This window comes from Runella sp. R5_40 (assembly GCF_057652295.1).
Genome location: NZ_JBYFCH010000018.1, coordinates 104,352 through 116,936, shown reverse-complemented (window position 1 = coordinate 116,936; position 12,585 = coordinate 104,352). Strand labels below are relative to the sequence as shown.

The 12,585-nt window shown below is 46.3% G+C and carries 9 protein-coding genes; 8 read left to right on the top strand and 1 reads right to left on the bottom strand.

What is annotated here, in order from left to right; all coding sequences use genetic code 11:
* Window positions 1-13 precede the first annotated feature (13 nt).
* From bla to AC23N5_RS23655, 6 genes are all read left to right on the top strand, one after another.
* Entirely contained in the window at window positions 14-1,012 is a 999-nt protein-coding gene (bla, locus tag AC23N5_RS23680; RefSeq protein WP_487757518.1) for a class A beta-lactamase, subclass A2, read from the top strand.
* 315 nt (window positions 1,013-1,327) lie between these two features.
* The gene (locus AC23N5_RS23675) at window positions 1,328-1,561 is read left to right on the top strand and encodes a hypothetical protein (protein WP_487757517.1); all 234 of its coding nucleotides are present in this window, start codon (window positions 1,328-1,330) and stop codon (window positions 1,559-1,561) included.
* An 8-nt stretch (window positions 1,562-1,569) separates the two neighbouring features.
* On the top strand, window positions 1,570-2,250 hold the full coding sequence (locus AC23N5_RS23670) for an ATP-binding protein (protein WP_487757516.1): 681 nt from the start codon (window positions 1,570-1,572) through the stop codon (window positions 2,248-2,250).
* Window positions 2,251-2,293: 43 nt separating this feature from the next.
* Window positions 2,294-3,985, top strand: coding sequence for a D-alanine--D-alanine ligase family protein (locus AC23N5_RS23665; protein WP_487757515.1), 1,692 nt, complete (start codon window positions 2,294-2,296; stop codon window positions 3,983-3,985).
* A gap of 190 nt (window positions 3,986-4,175) precedes the next feature.
* Window positions 4,176-5,261 (top strand): plastocyanin/azurin family copper-binding protein, encoded by a 1,086-nt coding sequence (locus AC23N5_RS23660; RefSeq protein WP_487757514.1) that lies wholly within the window; start codon window positions 4,176-4,178, stop codon window positions 5,259-5,261.
* A gap of 172 nt (window positions 5,262-5,433) precedes the next feature.
* Window positions 5,434-6,933 carry a DUF7133 domain-containing protein gene (locus AC23N5_RS23655; protein ID WP_487757513.1) on the top strand — a complete coding sequence of 500 codons (1,500 nt, stop codon included), beginning with the start codon at window positions 5,434-5,436 and terminating at the stop codon, window positions 6,931-6,933.
* 195 nt (window positions 6,934-7,128) lie between these two features.
* Here the strand turns inward: AC23N5_RS23655 and AC23N5_RS23650 are convergent, their stop codons facing one another.
* On the bottom strand, window positions 7,129-7,704 hold the full coding sequence (locus tag AC23N5_RS23650) for an RNA polymerase sigma factor (RefSeq protein ID WP_487757512.1): 576 nt from the start codon (window positions 7,702-7,704) through the stop codon (window positions 7,129-7,131).
* 164 nt (window positions 7,705-7,868) lie between these two features.
* Between AC23N5_RS23650 and AC23N5_RS23645 the strand changes: the two genes are divergently transcribed.
* Complete coding sequence (locus AC23N5_RS23645) at window positions 7,869-8,873, top strand: FecR family protein (protein WP_487757511.1); 1,005 nt, start codon at window positions 7,869-7,871, stop codon at window positions 8,871-8,873.
* 35 nt (window positions 8,874-8,908) lie between these two features.
* Window positions 8,909-12,577 (top strand): SusC/RagA family TonB-linked outer membrane protein, encoded by a 3,669-nt coding sequence (locus tag AC23N5_RS23640; protein ID WP_487757510.1) that lies wholly within the window; start codon window positions 8,909-8,911, stop codon window positions 12,575-12,577.
* The last annotated feature ends 8 nt before the right edge of the window (window positions 12,578-12,585 follow it).

Sequence of the window (12,585 nt, the reverse complement as noted above, 5' to 3'; positions counted from 1 at the left end):
CATCAAAAACAAAATGAAACCCTCAACATTAGCCATTTTAAGTGCTAAAGCACAAGTTAATCGTTATTTGTTAACTGTTATCCATTCAAAGCCAACGGATTATCCTAAGACAAATGCCCTGAAATTTTTACCCATCTATTTAGTAGGTGCTTTTTTTCTTTTCTGGGGCTCAGCTTGGAGTCAAACCAACGAGCTTCGGCAGCGTTTACAACGGGTTGCTGCTACTACCCAAGGGATGTTGGGTGTCGGTATAGTTGACTTGAGTAACGGCGATACAGTGAGTGTCAATGGGCAGGGGCGTTTTGCAATGCAGAGCGTGTATAAATTCCACTTGGCCTTGGCGGTATTGAGCGAAGTCGATAAGGGAAAATGGGCGTTGGAACAAAAAATAAAAGTGACCAAAAAAGACTTGTTACCTAATACGTGGAGTCCTTTGCGGGAAAAATACCCCAACGGTGAGGTAGAACTTCCGCTGCGTGAAATCCTTGAATACACCGTGGCGCAAAGCGATAATAACGGCTGTGATATTTTGTTTCGTTTGGTGGGTGGGACCAAAGTCGTGGATAAATACATCAAAAGCATTGGTATCAATGAGGTAAATATCGTAGGTACCGAAGAAGAAATGCACGCCGATGACCGCGTGCAATTTGACAACTGGAGCACGCCGCGTTCGGCCGCGAAGTTGCTGGCGGTGTTTCACCAAAAGAAGGTCCTCTCCAAAAACAGCTGGGATTTCTTGTGGAATACCCTCGTTGGGACTACCACGGGGCCGCGTAAACTGAAAGGAGTATTGCCGCAAGGAACAATCGTAGCGCACAAAACGGGCTATTCGGGCGTAAACAAACAAGGAGTTATCACAGCTACCAACGACATCGGCATTGTACAGTTGCCCAACGGTAAGCGGTTTGCCATCGCAGTTTTCCTAAACAATACCACCCTCCCAGAAGCGGAGTGCGACCGAGCCATCGCAGAAGCCGCCAAAGTGGCGTGGGATTATTTTTTAGGGAAATAAAAAAAAGGAAGAGTACCAAGAAAGGTTAAATACGTTGTTTATTAAGTTTGTTTATAATTTACCCGCAGATTTACGCTGATTCTAAAACCGCAGATTTTGGGTGATTAATTCGGCTAATGAGCTTATCTGCGCCAATCCGCGTTGAATTTTAATCTGCGTTTATCTGCGGGATAAAAAATATCATACTACTTTTCAAACAAGGTATTAAAAACGTGATGGGTAAAAAGCGTAAAATTAAATTGATGCTGGCATCTTCGGTCTATCAAAACAGAGATGTTTTGCTGCAAATATGTACAATGCTGAAAGGATATGGTTATGACGAATGCAGCGGTTGTTTTATTTGCGAAAAATCCTGCGCGCTTTATTCCTCAAGCACGGGTGCGATTAGCTTACTTGAAAGGAGAAAAAACAGAGGATTTTTTTGCTGACGATAAAGTGCTAGAGGGTAATATTTTTCAAAATATAGAGGCGATACAAAAGTTTCTTGAAAATAATTTAGCCTTTGTACGTAAGTTTGACGAAATGAAATGGATGAGAAGTGATGGTTAGTTTACCCTATGGCAGCACTTCGAGAGGGAATATTAAATGCCTTAATACATCGGGATTACGGAAAACCTTCGAGTTCTCTGTCAATCATTATTTATCCCGATAGGCTCGAAATAACCAATAGTGGAAAGTCGCCGTATAAGCCCAATGAATTGAAGAAAAACCATTTATCAATGCCCTATAACCCTGATATTGCCCAACTTGTTTTTATGAAAGGGTATATCGAAAAAATAGGGAGAGGAACCCTGAAAATTATCGAAGCTTGTAAACAAGCAGGTATTAGGACACCTGTTTGGGAAATAGGAGAACATACTGTTAAACTTACTTTTTTTAACGAAGTGAATGTGCCTAGTCATCGAAAAGAAGGTAAAGCTGACGGAGCAACTGACGGAGCAACTGACGGAGCAACTGACGCTAATTTTGGAAAGATGGTTGAAGAAGCTTTTTTGACGAATACTACCAGTAGGGTCAAAGGAAATTTAGTAAAACTTCTCCAAATGATAAGAAAAGCAGAGGGCCTTAGAGCGCCCGATTACCTTAATGTTCTCCCTGTTTCGGAACGAACGATGGAACGTTATCTTCAGCAGCTCAAAGAAGCTGGATTGGTGGAGTTTAGGGGAGAAGCAGCACAAACAGGTGGCTATTTTTTGACCGAAAAGTGTAAAAAACAACTAGAGCAGCAAGCGCTTTGAGATATAAATAAAAACTACTCATCAAATTAAAATCAATTACAACGTGCGTATCGGAATCTTTTTTGGCGGCCCAGCGCGTGAGCGCGAAATCTCTTATGCGGGTGGTAAAACTGCCTACGAAAACATCGACAAAACGTTGTTCACCCCTGTATTGGTGTTTGTGGACAGCCTCGGTAATTTTATCCTGACCGACGAGGAAAAATTGTATCATTCGGGGATTCGGGAATTTTATCCTGGGCCTGCGTTTCGCGACGGTGGGTTTGAAGTGTATATCGAGTCGTTGCAGCAGCAGTTGGCTCCGCAGGAAATTGAGGCATTGATGCACGCTATTGGAACGCCAATTCAGCCGAAAAACTTTAAAACGTATTTCGATTTTGCCTTTATCATCCTTCACGGCCCCGACTGCGAAGACGGTGCTATTCAAGGTTTGTTGGAGTGGCACAAAATCCCGTACATGGGGCCAGGCTTGTTGGGGTCGGCGGTAAGTATTGATAAAATTTTGCAAAACGAGCAAATCGCCCGCGCCAATGGCCAGCAGAAAAAAATGCAGGTGGTTCGCTGGGAACAATGGCGTGGAACGGAAGCCGCCGAGGTATTTGAAGCAGCCAAAGCGGAGTTGGGCTTGCCGATTGTGGTAAAAGCCCCTCATCAAGGCTCGTCGATTGGGGTGTCGATTGTTAAAGAAGATAGCCTCGATGACTTTGTGAAAGCCATGAACCAGTGCTTTTTTGCTTTAGAAATAACCGCCGACGAATGGAAAGGCTACTCGAATGAGGAAAAACACGCATTTGCGCAGCGCATTGCCAATCTCGACGAAAGCATCGGCTACCCTGTCGTGATAGAACAAACGGGTGAGTTTATCTATCACCCCACCGAATTGATTGAAAAGTTAGAAAACTGGGCAACGGGAAACAGTCAACCCGAAACAACCAAACGGACTCTTTTATCCGCTAACGCCGAAGACCAAGTCTTGTTGGAGGAGTTTGTGAAAGGGCAAGAGTTTTCGTGCGGGGTGATTCAGGACAACGATGGTACGGTGATTGCGTTGCCGCCTACCGAGATTGCTAAACTGGAAGAAAATCAGACGTTTGACTTCAAGACAAAATACAAACTAAACGTTACTCGGAAATTTATTCCCGTACGTACGTCGCTCGAAAACAACCAAAAGATTCAGTACAACATTGCGTTGGTATTTGAAAAAATGGGCATGAATTCGGTCGCACGGATTGACGGATTTTTAACACCCGACGGACGCGTATTGCTCCACGACCCCAATACCCTGCCTGGGATGTCGCCAACGTCGTTGATTTTTAAACAAATGGCGGAAATTGGTTTGGACGTTACGCACGCCATCACGTACTTGATTCGTCAGTCGTTGCGCGAACGCATTCGTACTGGAAAAGACACGGTGCATTTGCGCCAATTATTGGCGGCATTGGACGAAAAAATTGCCGCTCAATTGGCCGAAATTACGACCGAAGAAGTGGTGTTTGAACCCACCCAAGAAGGCTATTTGGACGGCCGCCGTCGTTTTAGTCAATTGTCGGCTTCGGGCAAAGTAAAACCCATTGCCGTGTTGCAAACCAGCGAATCAGAAAAAGTTGTGATGCCAGTCAATCTCTTATTCAAAGATACCATCGACGACGTTTTAGAGGCGTTAGCGCAGCCCATTCATCCGCTGATTGAAGAAACCCGCGCCAAAGCCATCAACGTTACGAAGCGTTTTGTGGGTTGATTTGAATCCCAATGGATTCACCTCTAAAAAATGGCGTTGAATTCCTGAAAACGCTGGAGTAAAACAAGGTTCTTTTGAGAACAATTTGTTTACTCCAGCGTTTTTGTTTTTGAAATGCGTGCAAGTGGGGAGTAAATTTTCCTATTTTTCAGTATTTATAACAAGAGACCTTTCCGATTACGTCAGTATCATGTATAAAGTAGCTTTTCGACTATTCGTTGTTTTGTTCGCTTTCCGTTCGTGGGCGCAGTCCGACACCACCATTACGCTGCAAGCCATCACGGGACTTCAATTTGATTTGGCGCGTTTTGCCGTCAAACCCAATCAAAAAGTTAAGATTTTGTTTAAAAACGAAGACGACATGGCGCACAATCTGGTGATTACTCAACCCGATAAACGCCTACCTGTGGTCGAAACCGTCATCAAAATGGGGGACAAAGCCCAAGCAGTCAATTATGTCCCGCCCATGCCCGAAGTACTCGTGGCGAGCAAAATCTTAGTGCCTAATACCACCGAAACCATCACGTTTACTGCACCTGCGACCGAAGGTGTGTACCCGTACGTGTGTACCTACCCAGGACACGGCTATGTGATGTACGGTGCGATGTACGTCACTACCAAGCCGTTACCGTTGCTTGCAACCGACCCCAACATTCCACCTTCGCGCCAAACGCTGGAACGGATTCCGAGTTCGCCGCACCCTTTCCCGCTAGAATATCCGTTGCTTTACCGTACGTTCATGCCCGACTGTAGTCCTGCGGCCATTGCGGTGGCTTTGACGGCGTCTCATGCCTACTGTTTTGATGCGGGCAAGTGTTATTTGCGTTATGCGTGGCGCGGCGGTTTTGTCGATAACACCGACCACTGGAAAGGCAATGGAAATGCTTTGGGCAAAATCCAAGGAACAATTTATTTTAAAGACAACGTCACCTACCCACTGCGCGTAGGGAAAGCTGATAAGTTACCCGAAGTTGATTTTAAAGGTTATACCCTGACCAATCGCCTGCCGACGTTCCGATACGCCATTGATGGGGTAGAAGTACGCGAAACGCTCAAGGCATTGCCCAACGACGAAGGGGTATCGCGGACGTTTGTTTTTAGCAAACCTACGACCCAAACCGTGTATTTGGTGACCCAGCCTACGGATGGTATTACCTACAAATCGTCGGTAGGAAAGTGGCAAAACGGTACGTTGACGTTGCCTAAAGGTACGACCAAATGCGTCGTGACGATGCAGGCCCCCCCCGCTGCCCACGGAGCGCATCACGGGCATTAACAGCCGTGTTTTCGGTTGCTCACAACCGAAAAGCTTGCGACGAAATTTAATTCGCAGCGGTTCGCGGTTATGAGTAACCGCTTGCACGGATTGTGTTTTCGGTTGCTTACAACCGAAACGTTACCAAAAAAGAAATTACGTAAAACGAATACAATTAAGAATAAAATTAACAATGAATTCACCCAAAAGTAGAGGACCACACAAACGCTTTTTGATTGTCTATTTTTTGGTTCAATTGATGATAAGTCCGTTGTTTGCGCAGCGCGACACGATTACCAATTATTACGAAACCGAGCAAATCAAACTTCCTAAAGGACTTCGGGCTGAGACGGGTGGAATGGATTTTATGCCCGACGGGCGTTTGGTGGCGTGTTTTCACTTGGGAGAAGTGATGACTTACAACCCCAAAACCAAAGTTTGGAAGAAATTTGCGGAAGGTTTGCACGACCCGTTGGGCGTAGCAGCCATCAGTAATACGGAAATTTTGGTGATGCAGCGTCCCGAACTGACGCGCATCAAAGACACCAACAACGACGGCGTGGCGGATGTCTATGAAACCGTGACCGACGATTTTGGTATGTCGGGCAATTACCACGAGTTTGCTTTTGGCCCGCTCAAAGACAAAGACGGCAACTATTTTATTGCCCTCAACGTCGCCTCCAACGGCGCGGGGATTCGTCCCGAAATTCGCGGAACGTACGACTCACTGAGCCGCGATGGGCGGATGTATTCGTGTGTGCCGTACCGTGGTTGGGTGATGAAATACAACGTCAAAACGCAAAAATTGGAGCCGTATGCCTCAGGTTTTCGTTCGCCCAATGGGCTAGGATTTGATGCAAAAGGTCGTTTGTACGTGTCAGATAATCAGGGAGATTGGCGTGGAACAAGTCCGTTGTATCACGTTGAAAAAGACAAGTTTTACGGACACGTAGCAAGCTTAATTTGGAAAAAAGACTTTCCTCGCGTTAAGCCACTTTCGTTGCCCGTCGAACAGCTTGACAGTATGCGTACCCGCGAAGCAATAGCTTTTCCACATACCGAAATCGCCCATTCGGTGACGCAGCCTTTGCTCGACAACACGGGCGGGAAATTTGGACCCTTTACGGGGCAACTATTCATTGGAGAAATGGATTATCCGCGTTTGGTGCGCTTGTTGATGGAAGAAGTGGGTGGACAAATGCAAGGGGCTTGCGTGGCTTTTGGCGACGGAACGGGGCTATTGAAAGGAAATAACCGCTTGGTATTTGATAAAAATGGCGATTTGTGGATTGGTCACAACGACCACGGTTGGGTAGGTGACGAAGGGCTTTCGCGCATTCATTGGAAAGGTAAAGTTCCGCTGGAAATCATGGCGATGAACCTCACCAAAGAAGGGTTTGAACTTACGTTTTCGCTGCCCGTAGATGCCAAGATAGCGGCCAACCCGAGTTTGTATAAATTTCAGCGTTATTACTACAAATACCACCGCCCCTACGGCTCGCCCAAAACCGACGTGGCCGATGTCCCCGTGAAGGAAGTGACGGTATCGCCCGACGGGAAAAAAGTGTCCTTCAAATTGGCCGAATTGAAAGCGGGCTACGTTTATGACCTCAAAATGGGAGAGCTAAAAACCACCGATGGAAAGCTGCTAATGAACCGCGCGATTTATTATACGTTGAATAAACTGAAGTAGGGGGTTGCCCGTTTCTAGTGGAGCCTAAAACATTTCCAACGAAGGGGGGACGAAATTTTGTAGGTAACTAGGGAAATGTAAACACATAGTTGACATAGAATTTTGACATAGCACACAAAAGACTCTCTATGTTTACATATGTGTTTATTCTAGTGTTTTCTATGTGTTTCAAAAAGATGTTACCATATCCTGCATTTATTCGTACACCCCCAACGAAGCCTGTATCAAGAGAATTAAGAAGGGGACAAGGTGTTCTCGCAGAAACTTTACGGACTTGTAAATCAAATTGACGACCGCTTGGTAGGTCAGCTTCATCACTTCGGCGATTTCGTCGTAATTTAATTGGCTAAAAAAACGAAGATAAAGGGCTTCTTGCTGCCGTTTGGTAAGTTGGCTTATCAAATGCGTGAGCCTTTCTTTTTGTTCATGGTCGGTTTGTTGTTCTATTAACCAACTTTCGTGGCTGATTTCAAACCACTCGTTGGGTTCTTCTTCAATGGCATCAAAGCGATTTTCTTTTCGTAACTCCCGTGTTAGCTTAAATTTCAGGGCTTTGAAGAGATAGCCCTTGACCGACGTAACTTCTCCCAGACGTTCTTTGGACGTCCAAAGCTCAAAAAAAAGGTCTTGGATGCAGTCGTCCAAAAGCTGTGTATTACGGACAATTTTATACCCATACAGATATAACGGCCTGTAATACTTCTTAAAAAGTCCCTCAAAAGCTTTTTGGTCGGCGTTTAGAAAACCCTTCCACAATTGAGTTTCATCCATCTAACCAAGTGTTTATATACCACTATTACAAAAGTGAAGCAAAAGTAGGCTATTTAATGATGTAGCAATTTGAATTTTTTGAGAATAAAAAAAAAATAAGAAAAAAAATGATTATCCCGTGATGCTTTGCGGTACTGGTACATGAAAGGGTTAATAATCTTGATATGAAACCAGAACAATTGCTGACCGACGAGACCTTTCTTGCTTGGTATTTCCGAACCGATGATGTGTCGGTTGACAAATGGAATAGGTCAATGGCCGAAAACCCTTCCCTCAAGGCGAGCGTGGACGAGGCCGTTTCTTTGTTGCAATTTATGCAAAACGAAGAAGAGAGGCTGGTCAATGAGCAGCAGATAGAGCAAGCGACTGCGCGATTGATGTCGAGGGTACAAGATTGGGAAGAAACCAAGCCCGTAACGCGTTCGCTGTCGCGTGTATTTGTTCGATGGGCGTGGCCTGTCGCAGCGAGTGTTTTGATGGCATTTGGGCTGGTTTGGTACCTGAACAAAGCAGAGGCCGACAACGTATATGTGGCTTCGGAGCACATGATGGAACTGAAACTGGCCGACGGCTCTCTGGTAAAACTGAACAAAGGGGCTGAGTTGAAAGTAGAAAATTTGGAGCAAAACGCTACTGGAAACCGAGAGGTGTGGCTCAAAGGAGAGGCATTTTTTGATGTGAGCCACCTGCCCAATCACCGAGGATTTGTGGTGCATTCGGGCGAGGTGGATGTGGCGGTATTGGGCACACGCTTCAACGTCCGACAGGCCGCTAGCTCGACGTCAGTGGCGCTCGAATCGGGCAAAGTAGAATTGTCATTGGCCAATAACCACGCCCAAAAATTAGTGATGAAACCAGGCGATTTGGTGGAATATTCAACGGCTTCAGGTGGCTTGGTAAAATCAGAAATCAACGTTCAAACGTATGCTGCTTGGCAGTCGGGCAAAGTGGTTTTTGAAAATGCAACGTTGTCCGAAATTCAAAAAACGTTAGAAGGGCGCTTTGGCCTGAAAGTGCAAGTAGAGCCAGGCAGCGAACTTGGAGAGTTCAACGGAGCTTTTCCGTCTGACGACCCCGCCGTGCTCATCAATGCCTTGGAAAAAGCGTACCCAGGCCAGGTGGTTCGTGTGGAGGGCGGAATTCAAGTGCGTAAGTCTATTAACAATTGATTGTTAGGTTTTTAGAATATCAAACCATTGTCTATATGAAAAGTTTCTACCGTCGGAAATCACGGCAACAGGCGCTGGGGCTACTGTTTTGCTGCTTTGCCTTTCAGGCATCGGGACAATTACTGGCCTCGCGCGAAGTAGCTGCAGTTCAGGGTCAGTACCAAAAGTCAACAACGACCAAATCGCTCAAAAGCGCTTTGAAAGATCTTCAGTCGAGATACAAAGTTTCCTTTTCTTATGACCGACGAACCGTTGAAAACAAAACCATTGAGTATGGTGTGCAACAGTTTGGGTCGCTTGAAAAAGAACTAGATTTTATATCATCCACACTAAATCTACGCTATGAAAAACTCGACAAAAACCTGTACTTACTGACGCCCATGACCAAATGGGCGGGGTTTGTACAAGAACCCTTGCGAGTAACGCCCCCCGCAACCACCTCCACGCCTCAAGTTTCGGAAGTACAGGCATTAGCACCTGCCCGAAAATTGGTGAAGGTGATTGCGGGGAAGGTGGTGGCTAAGTCGGATGGAGCACCTTTGCCTGGCGTCAACGTCGTGATAAAAGGCACCCAAACGGGAACAATTTCGGGAAGTGATGGCTCGTTTAGCATTGATGCCCCCGCTTCTACCTCGGTGTTGGTATTTTCGTTTATCGGGTACCAAACCAAAGAAGTGGCGTTGGGAGATAAAACCAATCTTCAAGTAGAGTTAGAAGAAAGCGCTATCGTGTTGAACGAGGCAGTTGTAACGGCCTTGGGTATTAAACGTGAAAAGCGCTCGTTGGGCTATTCGGTGGGGAATGTAGAAAGCACCGCCCTTACCCAAACGCCCCAAAACAACGTGCTCAACACCTTGGCGGGAAAAGTGGCGGGGGTGCAGATTTCACAAATGGGTGGTGCCGTTGGTTCGTCGGTGAGTATGGTGATTCGCGGCGCTAACTCGCTGAACAGCGACAATCAACCCTTGTTTGTGATTGACGGTGTGCCCGTTGCCAACCGCATGACCAACTCCTTTGCGGGGGCCGACATGGGAAATCCAATTTCGGACATTAACCCCAACGATATTGCCAATATTTCGATCCTAAAAGGGCCTAGTGCGGCGGCGTTGTACGGTTCTCGGGCAGGAAGTGGCGTGGTTTTGATTACGACCAAATCGGGGACAGGAGGTAAAAAAGGCATTGGGGTGTCGTTGAACACTTCCGTAGTGATGGACAAGCCGTTGGAATATGTGCACGTTCAAAACAAATTTGGTTCAGGAAAAACGGGTGCGCACGTGCTGGAAGAAGCCGAAAACGAAAGCTGGGGCGCTGCCTTGGATGCGGGTGAAAACTGGGTTTTGTGGAACAGCAACGGCCAAAAAGCTCCCTTGATTTCGTACCCAAACCGCTTCAACGATTTCTTTCAAACGGGCGTAACCAACACCAACAACGTGTCGGTGAATGGCAATTATGAAAAAGGAAATTTCCGTCTATCGGTAGGAAATATGAGCAACTCGGGCATTATTCCAAACACCGATTTATCGCGTTTGACGATTGCCCTCAATTCTGCGTATAACATTACAGATAAGTTTCGTACGTCGGTAAGCTTGAATGTAACCCAGTCGGGCTCAGACAACCGACCATTGATTGACGCCAGCCGCAACGACCCCGTTAGAAGTGTTTACGAAATGGGTTCGCAGGTGAATATCAACGATTTGCGCAACTATTGGTTGCCAGGCCAAGAGGGAATTGCCCAACTTAAATACAAAGACAAACAAAACAACCCTTTCTTTTTGGTCTATGAAAACCTGACGGGTTTTAGCCGCGACCGTACGGTGGCTAAAATTCAAATGGATTATGATTTTACCAATGAATTGACCCTAACGGGCAAATACGCGCGGGATTCATACAGCGAGATTTTTGAGTCCAAAAAAGCGTATAGCAATTTTGAAGCGTTGAAAGGTGGTTATACCATTTCCAACGATTACCGCAAAGAACAGAACTTGGATTTGATGCTCAATTATAAAAAGAGCTTTCAAAACAGCTGGAGCCTCAACGCGATGGTGGGGGCCAACCGTTTGGAACAATACTACCAGTCGTTGTACAATGCCACAACCGAACTCGTAATTCCAGGGTTATACACCATTGCCAACGGTGCGCCTGGAACGTTCAATCCGCTGAGTTCTTTTTCACGAAAACTGCTTTATGGCGTGTATGCGTCGGCATCGCTTGGGTTCAAGGATTTTGTTTATTTGGATTTGACCGCCCGAAACGACTGGACGAGTACGCTCAAAAAAGGAAACAATTCGTACTTCTATCCGTCGGCGTCGTTGAGTGTCTTGTTGTCAGAAGTAGTCAAAATGCCATCTTGGGTTGATTTTGCCAAAGTACGCGCGGGCTTTGCCCAAGTCGGTAACGACGTTGACCCATACAGCCGTTCACAAACGTACAGTACTGCGCTCGACTGGGGAGCGGCCAAGCGTATGTACATGGCGGGCGTACTCAGAAACCCTGATTTGAAACCCGAAATTTCGACTTCGCACGAGATTGGGGTGGATTTTAAATTCTTCAAAAACCGACTTGGATTAGAAGCCACTTACTACAAACGCGGCAACAGAAACCAAGTGCTTTCTATCGTAACCCCCATTGAATCAGGAGCGAGCAACAAGCAAATCAATGCGGGATTGGTGGAAAGTCAGGGCTTTGAGATTGGGATAGTCACAACCCCAATCAAAACCAAAGACTTTACGTGGGACATGAATTTTACCTTGACTCGCAACCGCACCTACATTCGTAAACTGGCCGAAGGAATCAAGTATTTCTCGTTTACATCGTACAGCGGCGCGGAGGTTCGTACCTACGAAGGAGGGCAAGTGGGCGATATTTATATGGCGCCAATGTTGAGGGTAAAAGATAAAGCGTCGCCTTATTATAATTATCCGATTGTGACCAGCGGCGGGCTTTACCAAACCGATAACGACCCCAACAACTTGATGAAAATCGGCAACTTTAACCATAATTTCCTCATGGGGATTCAGCCGACGATTCGCTACAAAAACTTGAGCATTTTTGCCAATATCGACTGGCGCCAAGGAGGACAGTTTTATTCCAATACCATGATGTTTCTTGGAAACAACGGAATGCTTGACGAAACCTTGTCAGGCGTGTCGTATGACCCATCGCGTAGCCTTGCCGAACAAATCAAAGCCAATCCAGACATGTATCTCGGCAATTGGGTTGGAGGAAGAAACGCCGCTTATGGAGGTTTTGCGTGGCCTGAAGGAAGCACCGAAGCTGCAAAACGCCTGCAAGATGCCAGCCTGAATCCTGGGGTTCTTGCTACCAAAGATGCCGCAGGAAATACCGTTTATGTGGAAAATTTGGGCGGAGCGGGCAGTAAATGGATTGATCCATTCAGTGCGTACCGCTACGCCAATCGTCCTTTCCCTGACCGCAATTTGTACAGTGCCACGTACGTCAAGCTGAGAGAAATTTCGGTTACGTACTTTTTGCCAAAAAGCTTTGTGAGCCGTTTCAAAGTTCAAAATGCCTCTTTGTCGATTGTTGGGAACAACCTGTACATGTGGACCCGTCACGGAATCAAGGGCTTGGATCCTGAGCGCGCCTTCCGTCCTACGGGTACCAGCTGGTCGCAGGGGGTTGAATATTACAACGTGATGCCAATCACTGGCTCAGTAGGTTTCAAATTGAATGTTGACTTTTAAAATTGGGT

What these genes read in the sequence shown, in the direction of transcription:
- bla (WP_487757518.1), top strand. Translation starts at nt 14, where the DNA reads ATGAAACCCTCAACATTAGCCATTTTAAGTGCTAAAGCACAAGTTAAT.
- AC23N5_RS23675 (WP_487757517.1), top strand. Translation starts at nt 1,328, where the DNA reads ATGACGAATGCAGCGGTTGTTTTATTTGCGAAAAATCCTGCGCGCTTT.
- AC23N5_RS23670 (WP_487757516.1), top strand. Translation starts at nt 1,570, where the DNA reads ATGGCAGCACTTCGAGAGGGAATATTAAATGCCTTAATACATCGGGAT.
- AC23N5_RS23660 (WP_487757514.1), top strand. Translation starts at nt 4,176, where the DNA reads ATGTATAAAGTAGCTTTTCGACTATTCGTTGTTTTGTTCGCTTTCCGT.
- AC23N5_RS23655 (WP_487757513.1), top strand. Translation starts at nt 5,434, where the DNA reads ATGAATTCACCCAAAAGTAGAGGACCACACAAACGCTTTTTGATTGTC.
- AC23N5_RS23650 (WP_487757512.1), bottom strand. Translation starts at nt 7,704, where the DNA reads ATGGATGAAACTCAATTGTGGAAGGGTTTTCTAAACGCCGACCAAAAA.
- AC23N5_RS23645 (WP_487757511.1), top strand. Translation starts at nt 7,869, where the DNA reads ATGAAACCAGAACAATTGCTGACCGACGAGACCTTTCTTGCTTGGTAT.
- AC23N5_RS23640 (WP_487757510.1), top strand. Translation starts at nt 8,909, where the DNA reads ATGAAAAGTTTCTACCGTCGGAAATCACGGCAACAGGCGCTGGGGCTA.